Source organism: Mycobacterium sp. RTGN6 (assembly GCF_033804605.1).
Taxonomy (GTDB): domain Bacteria; phylum Actinomycetota; class Actinomycetes; order Mycobacteriales; family Mycobacteriaceae; genus Mycobacterium.
Genome location: NZ_JAPZKZ010000004.1, coordinates 79,905 through 96,947, shown reverse-complemented (window position 1 = coordinate 96,947; position 17,043 = coordinate 79,905). Strand labels below are relative to the sequence as shown.

At 65.8% G+C, this 17,043-nt stretch carries 15 protein-coding genes; 4 read left to right on the top strand and 11 right to left on the bottom strand.

Annotated elements, in window-relative coordinates; translation table 11 throughout:
- The first annotated feature begins 95 nt into the window (after positions 1-95).
- From SLQ33_RS11305 to SLQ33_RS11290, 4 genes are all read left to right on the top strand, one after another.
- Positions 96-1,247, top strand: a complete 1,152-nt coding sequence (locus SLQ33_RS11305) for an acyl-CoA dehydrogenase family protein (RefSeq protein ID WP_319453932.1) — start codon at positions 96-98, stop codon at positions 1,245-1,247.
- Positions 1,244-2,341, top strand: a complete 1,098-nt coding sequence (locus tag SLQ33_RS11300; protein WP_319453931.1) for an acyl-CoA dehydrogenase family protein — start codon at positions 1,244-1,246, stop codon at positions 2,339-2,341. The genes SLQ33_RS11305 and SLQ33_RS11300 overlap by 4 nt, the downstream gene beginning before the upstream one ends.
- Positions 2,342-2,361: 20 nt before the next feature.
- A complete protein-coding gene (locus SLQ33_RS11295; protein WP_319453930.1) occupies positions 2,362-3,333 on the top strand; it encodes an SDR family NAD(P)-dependent oxidoreductase in 972 nt (323 codons plus the stop codon).
- Positions 3,334-3,507: 174 nt separating this feature from the next.
- On the top strand, positions 3,508-4,860 hold the full coding sequence (locus tag SLQ33_RS11290) for a TetR/AcrR family transcriptional regulator (protein ID WP_319453929.1): 1,353 nt from the start codon (positions 3,508-3,510) through the stop codon (positions 4,858-4,860).
- Position 4,861: 1 nt separating this feature from the next.
- On the opposite strand, the gene SLQ33_RS11285 is transcribed toward SLQ33_RS11290, so the two are convergent.
- From SLQ33_RS11285 to SLQ33_RS11235, 11 genes are all read right to left on the bottom strand, one after another.
- The gene (locus tag SLQ33_RS11285) at positions 4,862-5,311 is read right to left on the bottom strand and encodes a hypothetical protein (RefSeq protein ID WP_319453928.1); all 450 of its coding nucleotides are present in this window, start codon (positions 5,309-5,311) and stop codon (positions 4,862-4,864) included.
- Between the two features lie 65 nt (positions 5,312-5,376).
- Entirely contained in the window at positions 5,377-7,044 is a 1,668-nt protein-coding gene (locus tag SLQ33_RS11280) for an MlaD family protein (RefSeq protein ID WP_319453927.1), read from the bottom strand.
- Complete coding sequence (locus SLQ33_RS11275; RefSeq protein WP_319453926.1) at positions 7,044-8,261, bottom strand: MCE family protein; 1,218 nt, start codon at positions 8,259-8,261, stop codon at positions 7,044-7,046. The genes SLQ33_RS11280 and SLQ33_RS11275 overlap by 1 nt, the downstream gene beginning before the upstream one ends.
- On the bottom strand, positions 8,258-9,676 hold the full coding sequence (locus tag SLQ33_RS11270; RefSeq protein ID WP_319453925.1) for an MCE family protein: 1,419 nt from the start codon (positions 9,674-9,676) through the stop codon (positions 8,258-8,260). Before SLQ33_RS11270 ends, SLQ33_RS11275 begins: the two co-directional genes overlap by 4 nt.
- Positions 9,673-10,758: an MCE family protein gene (locus tag SLQ33_RS11265; protein ID WP_319453924.1), complete on the bottom strand. Its 1,086-nt coding sequence runs from the start codon at positions 10,756-10,758 to the stop codon at positions 9,673-9,675. Before SLQ33_RS11265 ends, SLQ33_RS11270 begins: the two co-directional genes overlap by 4 nt.
- Positions 10,755-11,774: an MCE family protein gene (locus SLQ33_RS11260; protein WP_319453923.1), complete on the bottom strand. Its 1,020-nt coding sequence runs from the start codon at positions 11,772-11,774 to the stop codon at positions 10,755-10,757. The genes SLQ33_RS11265 and SLQ33_RS11260 overlap by 4 nt, the downstream gene beginning before the upstream one ends.
- Positions 11,771-13,024: an MCE family protein gene (locus tag SLQ33_RS11255; RefSeq protein ID WP_319454346.1), complete on the bottom strand. Its 1,254-nt coding sequence runs from the start codon at positions 13,022-13,024 to the stop codon at positions 11,771-11,773. Before SLQ33_RS11255 ends, SLQ33_RS11260 begins: the two co-directional genes overlap by 4 nt.
- A gap of 541 nt (positions 13,025-13,565) precedes the next feature.
- Positions 13,566-14,576, bottom strand: a complete 1,011-nt coding sequence (locus SLQ33_RS11250; RefSeq protein ID WP_319453922.1) for an SDR family NAD(P)-dependent oxidoreductase — start codon at positions 14,574-14,576, stop codon at positions 13,566-13,568.
- A gap of 16 nt (positions 14,577-14,592) precedes the next feature.
- Positions 14,593-15,390 carry a glucose 1-dehydrogenase gene (locus SLQ33_RS11245; RefSeq protein ID WP_319453921.1) on the bottom strand — a complete coding sequence of 266 codons (798 nt, stop codon included), beginning with the start codon at positions 15,388-15,390 and terminating at the stop codon, positions 14,593-14,595.
- A gap of 4 nt (positions 15,391-15,394) precedes the next feature.
- Positions 15,395-16,525, bottom strand: coding sequence for an amidohydrolase family protein (locus tag SLQ33_RS11240; protein ID WP_319453920.1), 1,131 nt, complete (start codon positions 16,523-16,525; stop codon positions 15,395-15,397).
- 31 nt (positions 16,526-16,556) lie between these two features.
- A complete protein-coding gene (locus SLQ33_RS11235) occupies positions 16,557-16,973 on the bottom strand; it encodes a nuclear transport factor 2 family protein (RefSeq protein ID WP_319453919.1) in 417 nt (138 codons plus the stop codon).
- Between the last annotated feature and the right edge of the window lie 70 nt (positions 16,974-17,043).

Sequence of the window (17,043 nt, the reverse complement as noted above, 5' to 3'; positions counted from 1 at the left end):
GGCCCCTGCGCTCGATCGTCATTGTTGACCAAATATCTGTTCCAACGTAAGGTCCGATTCGAAGCCAGTCAATGTCCCTGGATCGATGGAAGAGCGTGGACTTCTCATACCCACCGGAGGCAGAACAGTTCCGCAAGGAACTACGCGCGTGGCTTGCCGCCAACCTCACTGATGACGTGGTCGACGCCAGTCGCCATCCAGGTTCCGACTCGGACGCCTTCGAACTGCTCCGCACCTGGAACGCGACGATGGCCGACGCGAGGTGGGCGGCCGTGGCGTGGCCAACCGCCTACGGTGGCCGCGGAGCATCGGTGCTCGAACAACTGGTGTACGCCGAGGAGACCACGAGCGCGCGGGTGCCGAACCCACTCAACATCATCGGTATCAACAACATCGCGCCGGCCATCATGCAGTACGGCACCGAGCAGCAGAAGCAGGAACTCCTTCCGCGGATGCTGCGCGCCGACGACATCTGGTGTCAAGGCATGTCCGAGCCGGAGTCTGGTTCGGATCTGGCGTCGTTGCGCACCCGCGCGGTGCGCGACGACGACCACTACGTGGTCAACGGTCAGAAGGTCTGGACCTCGCTGGGGCACCGCGCCGATTGGTGCCAGCTCTACGTGCGGACCGACCCCGACGTGCCCAAGCACCAGGGCATTTCGTGCTTCATCGTGGACATGTCACTACCCGGCATCACCGCGCGCCCGCTCGTCACGCTCAACGGTGCCGAGGACTTCGCGGAAGTGTTCTTCACCGACGTGCGAATTCCGGCTGACGCACTGCTGGGCCCGCTCAACGGAGGGTGGAGCGTAGCGACCACCACGCTGTCGCACGAACGGGCCGCCGCCGCACGGTTGTATTCCGAACTCCAGGTCCGGATGCGAGACCTCGTCTCCGACTTCGCCTCGGCCCGCGTCGGGGACCGGCCCGCGCTCGAGGATCCCGCCACGCTGCAACGCATCGGCGAACTCACGGTGCGCGTCAAGTTCCTGGAAGTCCTTTGTCAACGCTCGATTTCGGCGATCCTGCACGGTGGCGATGCGTTCTCGACCGCCAGCCTGGCCAAGTCCATCTGGGGTGAAGTCGGCCAGGACATCGCGGCGTTGGCGTACGACGTGCTCGGCCCACACGCCGAGCGGTGGGCCGACTTCCGCCTGGCAGCGCGAGCGCTGACCATCGCAGGCGGGACGACGCAGATCAACAAGAACATCACCGCGCAGCGAGTGTTGGGGCTGCCCCGCAAGTGAACCTCGAACCCACCGACGAGCAGTGCGCACTGCGAGACACGTTGCGGCGCTTCCTTGCCGAACACGCGTCCGTCTCGCAGTACGTCCGGACCATGTTGAACGACCCGGCCGGGACCAGTGCGAAGGTATGGCGGGGGCTGGCCGAACTCGGCGCGACGGGGGTGCTCGTTCCCCCCGAGTTCGGCGGTGCGGGCATGTCGATGGTCGAAGCGGCCCTCGTGGCGGAGGAGCTCGGCGCGGCGCTACTCCCCGACCCGTGGCTGTCGAGCGCCGTTGCGGCACCGCGGGCGATCGCGAGGTTCGGCGCCGAAGCCACGGCCGCAGACCTGCTGGCCGCCATCGCCGATGGCAGCCAGGTCGCCACGGCGGGACCGTTGGGCCCCTCCTCGGTGCACGCCGTCGAGAGGCCGGCCGGTCACGTATTGCGCGGCGAGGTATCCGAGCTCCACGACGCCGCCGCGGCCGACGTCATCCTGGCCATCGTCGTACACGACCAAGCCGCCACGCTCTACCGCGTGGAGGCGTCGTCGCCAGGGCTATCGATCACTCCCCTGCGCGGAATCGACCAGACGCGCAGGAATTTTCGGGTCACGTTCGACGACGTTCCGGCACAGGTGCTCGGCACGGCCGAAGTGGACGCGGTAGCCGCGTTGGTCGACGACGTCTTCGTGACGGTGGCGGCGGATGCGTTGGGCGCCGCACAGCGGCTACTCGACATGACGGTCGAGTACGCCAAGACGCGCGTTCAGTTCGGCAAGCCGATCGGAAGCTTCCAGTCGGTCGCACACTTGTGCGTCGACATGTACGAGACCGTCGAACTGGCCCGTGCCGGAGTCATGTACGCGGCGTGGGCCGCCGACAATGCCGATCCCGAGGAACGCCACTTGGCCGCCATCAGGCTGAAGGGCTTCGCCGCGCGGCTGGCCACCGTCGGCGACACCGCGATTCAGGTGCTGGGCGGCATCGGCTTCACCTGGGAACACGATGCCCACCTCTACCTCAAGCGCTTGCTGTCCTGGAGCGCGCTGCTGGGCGGGTCCGGCCCGTACCTAGAAGAGCTTGGGGCACGGTTCACGAAATCCGTCGTCAGTTAGGACCTCACGAGGAGCGACACATGATCGACTTCACCGACCAAGTCGTCGTCGTCACCGGCGCCGGCCGCGGGCTTGGGCGGCTGTACGCGCTCGAACTCGCCCGCCGCGGCGCCTCGGTCGTGGTCAACGACCTCGGGGGGACGATGCGCGGCGACGGTTCGGATCCGAGCGTGGCCGACGACGTCGTCGCCGAGATCCGGGCCGCGGGCGGGTCCGCGGTGCCCTCGCACGACTCGGTGGACAACCCCGAGGGCGGGCAGGCCATCGTGGATACCGCGGTGGAGGCGTTCGGCCGGCTCGACGCGGTGGTGAGCAATGCCGGCATCTTCAACAGCATCCCCTTCGACGAACTCTCCGTCGATCAATGGCGGCAGATGTTGCGCGTGCACCTCGACGGTGGTTTCTACCTGAGCCAGCCCGCATTCCGGGTGATGAAGCGCAACGGCGGCGGCAGGTTCGTCTTCATCTCGTCGTCGGCGGGAATGTTCGGCCAACCGATGGAAGCCCACTACGCCGCCGCCAAGACCGGCCTGGTCGGGCTGTCCAATGTCATCGCGATAGAGGGTGCAGCGCACGGCATACGCTCCAATACGGTTCTGCCCACCGGTTTTTCGCGGATGGTCACCGAGACCGTAGGCGACGAGAAGTTCCTCACCGAGTCGGGCTTCATGCGGGCGATCCGACCGGAACTGGTGGTGCCGCTGGTCACCTTCCTCGCTAGCACGGCGTGCACCTTTACCCACCGCAACTACTCGGCGTCGGCGGGCCGCTACGCCAGGGTGTTCGTCGGGCTCGGCCGGGGGTGGTCCTCGGATGCCGGGGCCGACCCCACCGCCGACGACATCGCTGCACACCTGGGCGAGGTGTCGGCGACCGATCCGTACCTGGTGCCGGAGTCCATCGTCGACGAAGTCCTCGACGTCTGCGACCGCCTCGGGATCAGCCCGATGCCGGACGACGCCGAAATCGCCTTTCCAGAGCCAGCGAAGTAGCCAGTACGACATGGACGACACGCGGTACGCCCAGTTGGTGGCAACGCATCGGTAGACTCGCACCCTTAGGGCGTTGACCGCGCCAGCGACATCCGACAAACGACGGGAGCCGATGACCGTGAGGGAGACGTCAGTCCTTCGCCCGGACCCGTGCGGAATGGTGCACACGTAGCGATGGCAGACGTCCACGATGCGGTCCGCGACGGCCAGCGAAAATCGCCTACGGCGAAGCCGGCGCGTCGAAATGATAGTGCCAAGGGCGGCCGCGGGACCGCGCGCGACGACGACCCGTCAAACGACGCGACCCGGCGGACCGAGATCCTCCAAACGGCGAACTCAGTCATCGCGGCATCCGGTCTGCGCACCTCGCTGCAGCAGATCGCCGACGCCGCTGGGATTCTCGCGGGCAGCCTCTATCACCACTTCGACTCGAAGGAAGCGATCCTCGTCGAACTGATCCGGCGCTATCACGCGGACCTGGATCGCATCGGCGAAACCGCGTTGAAGCGCATCGACGACCTCGACCCACGGCCGGTATCCGAGCAGATCACCGAATTGGGCTGCGAGATCGCGCGTTGCGCGGTCGCGCACCGCGCGGCGCTACAGATGTCCTTCTTCGAGGGCCCCAGCGCGGACCCCGAACTGATGGAGCTCACCCGGCGCAGACCGGCCGCGATCCAGGCGGCGATGCTGCAGCTACTGCGCGCCGGCCGCTGGAGCGGATACATCCGCTCGGACCTCGACCTGCCCACGTTGGCCGACCGCATGTGTCAGAGCATGCTGCACGTCGGGCTCGACGTGATCCGGCACAAGTCCTCGAGCGACCAGGTTGCGACGGTGCTGTGCCGGATCCACCTGCAAGGACTCGCCAGCGCGGAACGCACGGACGCCGCGCTGGATCGATCGAAGGCGTTCGCGGCCGCCGACGCCGTCATCAACGGCTGGAGCGACGACGAGGGCGACGCCAAGGCGGCCCACGTCCGCGCGGTGGCGCGAGCCGAGTTCGGACGCCGCGGGTACGAGATGACGACGATCCGTGACATCGCGTCCGCGGCGGGGCTCGGCACGGGCACCGTCTATCGGGTCATCGGCTCCAAGGACGAACTGCTGATGTCGATCATGCTGTCGTTCGGGCACAAGGTGGGTGGCGCGTGGAGCGACATCCTGCGGTCCGACTCCACGGGGGTCGAGAAGCTCGACGCGCTCAGCTGGCTGAACATCAATGCGCTCGCGCGGTTCCCCGACGAGTTCCGCATCCAGCTCGCGTGGATGCGCCAGACCCCGCCCGACATCGCCGAGCCGGGCTGGTCGTACTCCACCCGGGTGCGCCAGATGAAGACGCTGCTGTCGGAGGGCATGAAGTCCGGCGAGATCAGGATCGACACGCCGACGGTTGACATGCTGGCGCGCTGTGTCATTGGCGTGCAATGGATCCCGGAGAACATTCTGCGCGAATTGGGCACCCGGCAGTCACTCATCCACGCGCGTGACACGGTGTTGCGCGGCGTCGCGATCCGCGAGGGATAGCTCAGCCCTTGGGCGACAAGGTGAATGGCATCTCCACGGCAAGCCACTGGTTCTTGCCGCAAGCGCCACTGGGTCCCAACGTCTTGTCCCAACCGATGAACCGCGAAGGGTTCAGGGCATCGCGGTAGAACGAGAAGTATTGCTCCCCCGGCGCCGTCGACCCGTCGTCGCACTTCTCCCAGCCGTCGATCACGTGGACGGCGCGCCACCGACTGTCCAGATATGTCAGGTCTGCCACCCAGCCCTGGTCACTGACCACCCGCCCGGTGCACTCCATGAAGTTCTGACACGTTGAGGAGACCGTCCACGTCGCGGTGACCGACGCCTCGTCGTGGAATCGGTCGTTCGTCCTGGCGTTCTGACCGTCGGAGGACGCGGTGAACGTGCCGTTGATCTCGATGTCGTCGGCGTCGGCGTCGGCGACGGGCGCGGCGAGCAAACCAACCAGCATCACGACAACCGCCGGGACCGTTCGTAATATGTTGCATTGCAACGGTATTTGCTGCGGTGAAGCCGTCATGATTGCAACACCAGATCCTTCCAGCTTTCTGGTCCGGTCTTGACGAGATTCGTCTGCTTGCTCATCTGCCCGCCCGGCGCGAGATAGCGACCGGTGCGTGGGTCGTATTCGGCCACCGCGACTGACGGGCCCGCCGACGCGTCGTCGTGAAACGCACTCGGGGCCGCTGCCGGCGCATCGGCACCTGGAAGTGGTGGAGCCGGGATGGGATCGACCGGTGGCGGTGCCGGCACAGGACCTGAACCGGGAGGCTGCGGAACCTGTAAAGCCTGTGGCACCAACGGATTCGTCGGCGCTCCACCGGGCAACGGGGTCGACGCCGCCTCTGCACCAGGAACGGGTGGTACCGTCCCCGGGAGCATCGGCGTGCCTTGGATCGGTCCGTAGAGCGGCCGCTCGCCGGGTACCCCTTCATCGAGTGGAAGGCCCTGGGCAACGAGGTTCGGGTCGAAGGGACCCGGGCCGGACACGTGTTGTCGCATAGCCAGCGGCTCGAAGGGTTTGTCGCTGTCGCATATCTCGACGGTCGGCGCCCGCTTGCCAGGGTGGCCCATGCATGGGATGTTGCGCGCACCGCGGACCGCGATCGGCGAGTCCTGCGGCAACTTGCAGTACAGCCCATCGGGGGTGTCGATTTCCGTCGTGTCGGCGGGTGAACGCCACTGCGAGGCAGGAAGGAAGCCGACCGTGCACGTCGGTGGGTCCTCGACCGCCACCCGGAAGTCGCCGACCACCTGCCCAGTTGGATTGTTGTTCGGACGTTCTGCCTGGTAGTACGCCGCTGAGGGCGGCAAGAGCACGAGCAGTTGTTCGAGGCCCGGACGGTACGTCACCCCTACCTGACCCAGGCTGGCCAGATTCGCAAGGAGTACCGGAAGAGTGGGCTTCACCTGGTTCAGCAACTGCGACACGTCCTGCACCAGGCCTGGTCCGGTCGCGAGGATGTTCCGTACCTGAGCGTCGTCCTGGGCGAACGTGTCGGTGATGCCAGCCAGGCTGCGGGCCCACGTCCTCGTCGCCTCGGCCGACTGTGCTTGTCCGTCCAGCAGCGGTCCGCTGTCGTCGATGAGCGCGCGGGACTGATCGACGACACCGTTGACGTCCCGCGAGAGCGTCGACGCTGCATCGACGATGGCCTCAAGGTCATCGCCCGCTCCGTTCAAGCCCGCGAACGTCTCGTCGAGTAGGGTGCCCAGTCTTTCCTTCGGAATGCTGCCGACGAGTGCACTCACGCGATCCAGCATCGGACCAACGGGTTGCGGAATGCTGGTCTCGCGCATGGGAATCACTGCACCATCTTGGAGATAGCCAGCCGATTCCGAGCGTGGTAGCAGATCGACGTATTGCTCACCGACCGCCGACATGCTGCGCACGTTCGCCACCAGGTCCGCCGGAATCCTCGGGTCGGAGTCCAGCGACAACGTGGCCTCGGCACCGTTCGCGGTCAGGTCGATCGCGGTCACCTTGCCGATCGTGACGCCCCGGTAGGTGACGTTGGCAAAACGATAGAGCCCGCCGGTGGAGTGCAGTTCCATCGTGACGGTGATGCGGCCCAGCCCGAGCAGGGTTGGAATCTGCACGTAGGTGAGCACCATCGCGGTCACGCCGATGATCGATGCGATCGCGAAGAGCACCAACTGAATTCGGACGAAGCGGCTGAGCATCAGCCCCACCCTGGCCCGAACGGGTACAAGCGCGCGGGACTGTCGGGGGCCACCCCGATGTCGCTCCCAGTCGGCAGCGGAGCGTGCACCGGCGGTGACGGTGGATTCGCGATGGGTTCGGCTAGCGGGTTCGTGGTGTAGAACCAGTCGTACCCGGGGTCCCCTGGCGCGGGGACGTTCGGCAGGTTCGGGTCACCCCACCGCGTGCCCAACCCAAGGGTCTTCTTGAGCCTGTTCTTCGTCAAGTCGATGGTCACGAAGAGGTTTATGTAGTCGCCGCGCACTCCGCGGTCGATGATGCTCTGGCCGAAGGGAAACACCGTCGCGTACGCCAGTCCCTCGTCGATCTGCGGTCCGACGTCGGCGAGCGACTTCAACGTCGGACCGAGATTCTTCAGATTGCGCACGAGATCGGCCTGGGTGTCGGCGATGGTGGCATTGGCTACGTCGCTCAAGTCGCCGAGCCGCTCCAGCGCGGTCGTCATCCGAGGCCGCTCACGCTCGAGTATCTCCAGCGCCGGTGGCAGCTTGCGCAGGGTGGTCTCGAGCACGGTGTTCTGAGCCGACAACGAACCGGCCAGCCGATCGAGGGCCTGCAACGACGCGATGACGTTGTCGCGTTGTTCATCGAAGACGCCGATGAACCGGTCTAGCCGACCCAGCAGATCTCGGGCCTCGCCCTCGTGGCCGGACAAGGCGACGCTGAGATTGTGCACGATGTCCCCGAGCTGACCCAGTCCACCCGCATTCACGATCGTCGACAGTGACGACAGCGTCTTTTCGGTGGACGGGTAGGACGACGACTTGCCAAGTGGGATGGTCGATCCGGACCGCAATCGCCCTTGGGGGGCTTGACCGAGCGCAGGATCCAGCGCCAGATGCATGGACCCCAGCAGGCTGGTTTGCCCGACGGTGGCCACCGAGTTGCCAGGCACGACAACGTCGGGGCGGACATGGACCTCGACTTCGGCGTGCCAATCGTGCACCCGCATCTCGCCGACGCTCCCAATGACGACGTCGTCCATCATCACCGGTGAATTCGATTCCAGGGTACCGATATTGGCCACCTGAACGACGTAGGTCTGCGCGTCGGTGCCTCGACCGACCGTGCCCGGAAGGGGCAGTGAATTCACGCCGCCGAACGAGCATCCCGTGACGGCAGTGGCCAGGACACAGCCGAACGCCAGGAGTCGCCGTGCGGACCTCAGACCGATCATGGTGGCGTCCCTTCCCCTGGTGACGCTGGAGCCGGCATCGGATCCGTTGGTGCGACCTGCGCCTCCGCGGGTAGCGGCCGCGGAAGTACGGGGGGCGGTTGCAGGCCGGGCAACATCATTTCCGGCAAGCTGGCCGGCGGGCCCGGGATCGGTCCGTATCCGGGCGGGGGCGGCACATCCCCTCCGAGTCCGGTGAACGCGGACACTGCGGGCGGCTGTTCGGGCGGCTCAGGCTTCGGCCCCGCGCCGCCTGGCATCAACCCCGGTTCGGAGTAGATGAGGTCCTCCGGCCCCGGTGTCGACGTGAGCACCGGACTGATCGGGAACGGTAGGTAGTTCAGGCGGGTGGCATCTAGCGCCGGCCCCAACGTCTGTGAACACAACTTGCTGGTCTCCGGCGCGGTGACATTCTCGATTGCTCCAAACATGCCGCACACCAGCATCTTCGCGTTGGCGAGGTTGCCGAACGTGAAGACGCCCGTGGCACCTCCCGAGCGCGGGTCGAAGATGTTGTACTGGTTCGCGAAGGCGGTCGGTGCGACGTGGAGCAGCTGTTCGAGATCCTTGCGATGATCGACCAGATTTTGGGTGACGTTGTTCAGCCGCTGAACCTGCTCGACCGTCTGAGCTCGAGTGCCCCTGACGAAACGCTGAACTTCTCCGATCACGTCGGAGACGTTGCGCAGCGCGGCGTCGAGGTCGGACTTGCTGCCGTCAATCACGCTCGTCAAGGTGGCCAGCCGATCCTGGAACTGGACGATCTGGGTGTTGCTGTCGCGCAGGGTGGTGATGAACGTCTGCAGGTTCTTGATGATGTCGACGAGGTTGCCGCTTCCGTTGGACAGAATGCGTGCCACCCCAGCCAGCTGGCTCAATGTCTGACGCAGCTTCTCACCGTTGTTGGCTCCCATCGCATTTGCCGTGCTGTCGATGAGCCGCGATACCGACGTGTCGGACACCTCGGCGTTCGGACCGAGCTCGGTCGCGAGCCTGGTCAGCTGATCTTTGACCTGATCCCATTCCACCGGGACGGCCGTCCGATCGAGTGGAATGACGTCGCCGTCGCGAAGCGTGGGGCCGGTGTCGCGATAGGCCGGGGTTAATTGCACGTAGCGCGAGGACACCAGGTTCTGGGCGACGACCACGGCCTTCGCGCCAGCGGGTACCAATACGTTGTGGTCGATCTTCAACGTCAGTCGGGCCTGTGTCACATCGGGTTCGATCGTGTCGATGGTGCCGACCTTGACACCTGAGACTCGCACTTCGTCCCCGGGATAGATGCCCGTCGCGTTGACGAAGTAGGCGGTGATGGTGGTGGGAGCGTAGTACGTTGCGCGCACGACGACGGCCACGCCCGCGACGAGCAGGCAGACCAGGGCGGCGACGATGATGGCGACGATGCGACGGCGGGTCACGAATGTGGTCCCGGCGGTATGTTGTTGTACGGGATGGGCAGTTCCGCACGAGGTCCAGCATTGTCGGGCGGCTGGCCTGCGTCGGTGCCCCGGCGAAACCCGAAGGCGTAGTCGAAGAACGGTTGGAACACCTCCGCGAGGTCGAGGTTGGCGACCTGCGCGACGTACCCGGGTCCGTTGGCCACCGTCTCTCCTAGGGTTGTCTGGTATTTCGCCAAACCCGGAAGCGCCTTGTTGATGTTGTCGCGGTTCCTTTCGAGCATCTCGGTGAGCGAGTTGAGCTTCTCCAGCGTCGGGGCGAGCTCGGCCTCGTTGTCGGCGACGAGCCCCGCCAACTGCTTGGCCAGCGCGGACGTGTCGTTGAGCAGGCTGACGATGGCCTGCCGCCGCTCGACCAGCACGCCGAGCAGGTCGTTCCCGTTGAGCAGAAGCATGTTCACCTGCTGGCTGCGCTGAGCCAGAATGGCCGTCACGTCCCCCGCGTGCTCGAGCAATGTGCTCACCTGCTCGTTGCGCCCATTGATGGACGCGGAGAGCCGCGTCAACCCGTCGAAGGTGGGCCCGAGCTGCGGAGCGATCTGATCTATCGTCTCGCTGAGCGTGTCCAACGACTGGTTCACCGACGACAGATCGGTGCCCTCTGTATTCGAGGTCAGCTCGCTGACCGCCTCCGTTAGCGAGTAGGGCGACGAGGTACGGGACGTCGGGATGCGGTCCCGCGGCCGCATGGTGCCGCTGCCGAACGACTCCAGCGTCAGCACCCGTTCGCCAAGGAGCGTGCCGGTGCGGATGTGCGCAGTGGTCTGTTCCCCCAGGGTCACGCCGCTTCTCACGGTGAAGTCGACGAGCGCGTCACCGTGGCTCAGCGACACCGCCGACACCGTGCCAACCTTGACGCCGGCGATCTTGACATCGGCGCCCTCCGACAGTCCGCCGCCTTCGGCGAAGCTCGCCTGATAGCGGATGGCGCTGGCCCAGTTGCCAATTCGCGCGGGCGCCAGGCCGATCGCGATGACCAGCAGCATGAGCATCGCGCCGATGAAGCCAGCGCGCATGAGCCGCGTTCCCGTGTACTTGATCATGCGGTCTCAGCGCACCTTCCACCCTGTTGATGAAAGATCTCAAACTCCGCGGTCTTGCTCTGCGTGTCGCTCAGTCGGAGTGCGATGGAGCAGATGTAGTAGTTGATGAAACTGCCGTACGCCCCGAGTCGGACGAGCTTTCGGTAGTTCTCCGGTGCCTTCTGCAGCGCGGTATCGATCCGGTCCTTCTTGACATCGAGGTTGGGCGCGAGCCGATTGAGTTGGTCGACGGTCTCGGCCAGCGGCGGCCTGGCTTCCGACAGGAGGTCGACGAGTGAGGCGGTGCCGTTGCTCAGCGAATCGATGGCGGTGCCGATCGGCTCACGGTCCTGCGAAAGCCCAGTGACGATCCGCTCGAGGCCGTCGATGGTGGCGGAGAACCGGTCTCCGTCCTTGGCCAACGTCGACATCGCCAGGTTGAGGTTCTCGATAAGCCGCTGGACCACTTCGCCGTTGTCCGCAATGGCATTGGTGAACGACGCGGTCCGCGAGAAGAGCGACTCGACCGTGCCGCCCTGGCCCTGCATGATCTGGATCAGCGACGCCGACAACGCATTGACGTCTTGCGGATTCAGGCCTTGGATCACCGGCTTGAGTCCACCCAGCAGCAGATCCAGATCCAGTGCCGGGGTTGTTCGTTCGACCGGGATCTGTGCGCCCGGCGGCAGGAGCTTGGTCTGGCCAGGCCCGTCGGTGAGCTCGAGGTAGCGGTCGCCGATCAGGTTCAAGTACCTGACCGCGGCGGTAGTACCCGACGTCAAGACGACGCTTCGGTCGGCATCGAAGGTCACGACGACGTCCTTGGTTGGTTGGAGTTCGACGTCCTTCACCGTCCCGACCCGGATGCCTGACACGCGAACGGTGTCCCCGGCGCGCAAGCTGGAGGCATCCTTGAACACCGCCGTGTAGTCGTTGCTCGCGCCGCCGCGATACTGACCGAAGACGACGATGAGGAATGCGGTGAGCAGCACCATGATCACCGCAAAGGATCCGAACTTCGCGAGTGTTCGGTTCATCCGGGCTGTCCGATCTGCGCGCTGTTCCGCGGTGGGCCCGGCTGGGGTCCGTACAGCGCTTCCTTTAGTCCGGCGGTATTGAGGTGTATCCCGGGATCGTTGCGCTCCCACGGGTTGGCGCCGGTGTCGGTGACCACAAACGGCGGCCTGGCCATGAACGGCACCCGAGGCATGTAGGTGCATTGCGGTCCACCCGTGGCCGCGACCTTGGGGAGATCGTCGGGGTACCGCCAACGATCGTTGGCCCAGAGGAATCCCGTCATCACCTCGACACCTGGATGCTTGAGGCGCGGGCTGAGCGCAAGCGGCAACAGACCCGCGAGTCCGCAATACAGCGCCTCTTGGTACTGGGCGGTCAGGTCGGTCAGCGGCGCGAAGAGGTGGAGCGTGTCGGTCAGCGGTTGCCGGCTCGCGTTGAGTACGTCGGTGCCGACCTCACCGAGCCCGATGACGCTGACCAGCAGTGCATCGAGGTTGCCCTGCTCGTCGACGATCGTCTGGCTGAGCACGTTCGCGTTGTCGGCGGTGCGCAGCAGGTCGGGCGCCGCGTCGGCGAATGAGTTGAGCGCCGCGGGCATCGTTTCGAGGTCGTGGCTCAGGTTCGGCAGGCTCGGTTCGATCTTGGCGAGGTAGGCGTCCAGGTCGACGATCGCCTGGCCGAACTTCTGCCCGCGTCCGTGCAGCGCGGTGGCGATGGCGCCCAGCGTCTGGTTCAGCTTCTCCGGCTGTATCGAGGACAGCACCGACGTGAGTTGTTCGAAGATCGTGTTGATCTCGACCGTCACGTGCTCGGCTTGCACGACCTGCCCCGGGTGCATTCGCTCGGCATCGGGCGTCGCAGGCGGAATCAATTGCACGAACTTGGACCCGAACACGGTGGTCGATCCGATGTCGACCCGCACGTTGGACGGAATCAGCGAGAGCTTCGTGCGGTCCATCGCGAGGTGAATCTCAGCGGTTCCGTCGGGCCGGTCCACGATGGACTCGACCCTGCCGACGAGTACGCCGCGCATCTTGACCTTGGCGTCCGGATTCATCACCAACCCGGCACGTTCCGACACCACCACCACCGGAGCGGTCGAGGAGAAGCTTCCGCGGAAGAGGCCGACCGCGACCACGACGACGGCGACGATCGCCACCACGGTCGCCAAGCCGAGCGACGGACGCAGCCAGTAGCGGGGTCGATCCCGCTTACCGCTCTTACCGCTCTTACCGCTGCTTCCGGAGACACCGCCTACCGCGCGGGTCATCGTGGCCGGCCCGCCGCTGGCCATGGCCGCAAAACAGCCGATCGGCTATCTCTAGTCAATCGGCCAACCCCTCGTCGACGGCGGTGCACATCAACGTGGTCGACCCTCCGCGTTCCGTCAGATCCACGGGCCGCCGAGGCTCCCCTGTCGGCCACGCTTGCCGAACACTAGAACAGAACAATTGTTTGGTCAACGATGGCTAGCCACACTCAATGACTGCGACGCGCTGCGGTCGCCGTCCAGACGGCATCTCGAGGCGCCATCGCGACCGTCGAATATTGACGCGCTGCGATGTGCTCAACCGTCCGCAGGTTTCCGACCGATGTACGTATGCGCGCCGTATTAGCCTCATACCACCGTCCTTTCAGGAAACGATGAAAACCCAGCACCCGGCTCGACCGGTGGGGCGGGCGACGTCATCCACGGCGAGACCATGACTCGCGTCCCCTGGCAGGCGATCACGAACGGCAACTTGGCAACGTGTGATCGGGCGCAATACCGGCCATGCGCCCGCCACCCTTTGCGCCCAAACATCTGTTCTCTACACGGAGGCGATCGTATCGTTGAGCTCGGCAACCAAGCCGTCGAGCTTCGCGCCGAACGCTCCGGCACCCCACACCATCGCCTCGCCGTCGACTTCGTTGGGCACCGTTCCTTGACCGCGAATCTCGTCGAAGTTCCGCGCGACGTCGTCCACCGTCGGGAACGCGCCGACGGTCGCGCCTTCGGTGTGGCTTATGGCGAACCGGCAGAAGTATCCGCCGGTCGCGCTGTACACCTCCGCCGTCACGGGGCAGCTGTCGTGGACGAGCGCCAGGGCCATCGGAGTCACCCGGCTGGCGGTATAGAGCCCAAGGAACTCAGCGGCGTCTAGTGAGACGGTGAGCTCGGGGGGCCTGCCGACGAGGGCCGCGTCCGTCTCCGGCGACTTGGTTGCGTAGATGCGGCTGTCGAACGCCGCGGGCGCAAGTGAATTGGCCTTGATTCCGTACCGCATGCCCTCCCATCCGATCGTCCGGGTCATCCCGACGACGCCCATCTTCGTTGCGGCATAGACGGATTGACCGAAGGCTCCGGCGAGTCCGGACGCCGAGGTCAGGGTGACGATGCGCCCTCCCCCGCCGTCCTTCATCGCCCGGTAGACGGCTTGTACGGTCCGGAACGTGCCACGGAGGTTCACGCTCAGCAGGTCGTCGAGGTCGGCATCGGTGACGTCCTCGAAATGGGCGTTGCGCAGGATGGCGGCGTTGTGGATGAGCCCGTCGATGCGCCCCCACGTGTCGAGTGCGAGGTCGATGATGCGCTGCGGTCCGTCGGTCGACGACACGTCGGCGTCGCTGGCCACCGCGACACCTCCGGCCGCGACGATCTCGTCCACCACCGCGGCAGCCATGGTCGAATCCGCGCCGCCCCCAAGCGGACTGCCACCGAGGTCGTTGACGACGACGTGTGCGCCGCGCCGCCCCAGTTCGAGGACCTGCGACCGTCCGATACCGCCGGCCCCACCGGTGACGATCACGACCTGACCGTCGAAGCGCAGTTGTGCACTCATGAGCCCTCCCGCCCAGTCATAGGTCTGGATGCCCGGTCGGGAACATGCCGGGCCCGGCCGCCCCGTCGACTTCGAGCAGCTTGCCCGTGATCCAGGATGCCGCGGGCGATGCGAGGAACCGCACGGCCGAGGCGATGTCAGCGGGAGTTCCGTTGCGCCGCATCGGGGTCTTCTCCTGCATCCCGCCACGGACCTCGGGCGGCGCGACGTCGAGGAAGCCCTTGAGCGCATCGGTCTCGATGGCACCGGGGAACACGGCGTTGACCCGGATGCGAGGGGACAACTCGACCGCGGCGAGCCTGGTCAACTGGCCGAGGGCCGCCTTGGACAGGCTGTAGCTCAGGAAGCCGCGTTCGGCCATCATGCCCGCCATCGAGCCGATGTTCACGACCGCGCCGCCGTCGTTGGCCAGCATGTGGGGCACGGCCAGTTTCGTCAGCTCGAACGGTGTCGAGACGTTGAAGTGCAGTGCGCTCTCGAGTCGTTCGACGGTGACGTCCATGAAGGGTCCGAGCGCCTCCACTCCCCCGGCGTTGTTGACGACGACGTCGAGGCGTCCCCACGCCGCGACGGTTTCGGCCACCAGACCGGGCAACGTCACGTGGTCGGTGACGTCCGCGGGCACGGCCAGCGCTTCACGCCCGACGGCCCGAATGCGTTCGGCAACGCCCTCGATGTCGTCCTTGGTGCGCGCCGTGATGGCGACGTTCGCGCCCGCTTCGGCGAGTGCGACGGCGATGCCCGCCCCGATGCCTCGGCCTGCCCCGGTGACCAGCGCGACCTTCCCGTCGAGCCGGTAGTGATCCACGGCCATGCGATCAGACCGTGATGCCGAAGAGCTCGGCCGCGTTGCCACGACAGATCTGGTCGACGTCCGCTGCGGGCACGCCGTCGAACTGCTTCTCGATCCAGTCCGCGGAGAACGGAAACGAGCCCTCGTGGTGCGGATAGTCGTTGCCCCACAGCAGGCAGTCGAGGCCGGTGAGGTCGCGTGACCGGATGGCCAGCGGATCCCACATGAACGTCGCGTGCGCCTGCCGCTTCAGGTAATGGCTTGGCGGAGCGTCGATCTTGGCCGGACCCATGATGTGGTCGATGCCCAGCTGGTGCAGCCGGCTCTGACTGAAGTGGTGGTCGTAGAACTGCATGGCGAAGGCCAGCCAACCGGCATACCCCTCGGTCATCACCACGTGCAGGTTGGGATAGCGCTCGAACACGCCGCTGTAGGTCAGCCAGCCCAGCGTCTCCCCCATACCGCAGCTCTGCATGTACCAGCCGATGTCCTGGCGGCCCGGGTAGGCCATCAGACCCGGCCCGACAAGCGGGCTGCGCAGTCCTCCGACGTGCATGGTGATGGGAATCCGCAGGCTGTCGGCGGCCTCCCACAGTGGCTCCCACTCCTCCATGTAGTACGGCCGCTCGAAGATTCCGTCGGGCAGTAGCGCGGGCCGCAAGCCCATGCCCGCCGCCCGCTCGAGCTCGGCGACGGAGGCGGCAACGTCCTTGAAGGGCAGGTGGATTCCCGGCGCGACGCGATTCAGGTACGGCCCCCAGGTGTCGGCCAGCCAGTCGTTGACGATCGTGCAGTAGGCGGTGTCCGCGTCGGCGGGGATGGCGTTGGGCATGTCGGTGATCCGGCCGATGAGCACCGCACCGTAGACGCCGTCGCGCTCGAGGTCCGCGAGCTGCTCGGCGGCGTCGAAGCTGGGCTGGGCCTCGGCGACGACGTTGCCCACCGCACCGGTCGCGTCGGCGGTGATGTCGGACTCAGCCCCCTCGCCGGCCATCATCGACATCGAGACGATGTGGCCCTCCTTGTAGAGGGTGGTGCCGTCGGGCTGCTTCTCCATGCGGGGGAAGTACTCCCGGTACGACTCGGGAAGTTCGTCGATGAGTTCGAACGGCGGGGCGATGTGGCAGTCCGCCGTGATCAGCTTGTCGGGCACCATGGCGCCTCCTTCTCTGGAATTCGCTCGGGGCTCAGGACTGTTGGGCCTGTAGGTCCTCGATGGCGGGATTCTCCGGGCCGCTTGGCATCATCGGAAATGAGCGCGAATCCCAGTAGTCGCGGTTGTGCACGATCCGGTCCTGGTCGTCGAGTTCTCCGACTGACGCCCCACGGCAGGCGAATTCGATGCCGAATGCCGTCCCCGACATCGTCCACTCCACCATGTAGTGGTTCGCCTCCTTGAGGCCGCCGTGATAGGCGAACGTACAATCCGGGATGGCCATCAGAGTGAGTTCGACCATGTTCTTGACGCCGTCGAGACCCGCGTAGTCGATGTGACCCGAGACGTCCTCCCACGTGATGTCGGGCGCACAGATGTCGAGCATCGGCTGGACCTGGTGGGTGTTGAAGACGGCGATGAAGGTCTCACACCACGACGTTGAGGACATTGAACGGACCCCTTCGACTAGACGATCGTCTAGCCGTTGAGACTAGACGATCGTCTAGCGATGTCAAGGG

Coding starts and splice junctions, on each gene's coding strand:
- SLQ33_RS11275 (WP_319453926.1), bottom strand. CDS start 8,261: ATGATCGGTCTGAGGTCCGCACGGCGACTCCTGGCGTTCGGCTGTGTC.
- SLQ33_RS11295 (WP_319453930.1), top strand. CDS start 2,362: ATGATCGACTTCACCGACCAAGTCGTCGTCGTCACCGGCGCCGGCCGC.
- SLQ33_RS11280 (WP_319453927.1), bottom strand. CDS start 7,044: ATGCTCAGCCGCTTCGTCCGAATTCAGTTGGTGCTCTTCGCGATCGCA.
- SLQ33_RS11255 (WP_319454346.1), bottom strand. CDS start 13,024: ATGACCCGCGCGGTAGGCGGTGTCTCCGGAAGCAGCGGTAAGAGCGGT.
- SLQ33_RS11260 (WP_319453923.1), bottom strand. CDS start 11,774: ATGAACCGAACACTCGCGAAGTTCGGATCCTTTGCGGTGATCATGGTG.
- SLQ33_RS11250 (WP_319453922.1), bottom strand. CDS start 14,576: ATGAGTGCACAACTGCGCTTCGACGGTCAGGTCGTGATCGTCACCGGT.
- SLQ33_RS11265 (WP_319453924.1), bottom strand. CDS start 10,758: ATGATCAAGTACACGGGAACGCGGCTCATGCGCGCTGGCTTCATCGGC.
- SLQ33_RS11285 (WP_319453928.1), bottom strand. CDS start 5,311: ATGCTGGTTGGTTTGCTCGCCGCGCCCGTCGCCGACGCCGACGCCGAC.
- SLQ33_RS11290 (WP_319453929.1), top strand. CDS start 3,508: ATGGCAGACGTCCACGATGCGGTCCGCGACGGCCAGCGAAAATCGCCT.
- SLQ33_RS11240 (WP_319453920.1), bottom strand. CDS start 16,525: ATGGTGCCCGACAAGCTGATCACGGCGGACTGCCACATCGCCCCGCCG.
- SLQ33_RS11245 (WP_319453921.1), bottom strand. CDS start 15,390: ATGGCCGTGGATCACTACCGGCTCGACGGGAAGGTCGCGCTGGTCACC.
- SLQ33_RS11235 (WP_319453919.1), bottom strand. CDS start 16,973: ATGTCCTCAACGTCGTGGTGTGAGACCTTCATCGCCGTCTTCAACACC.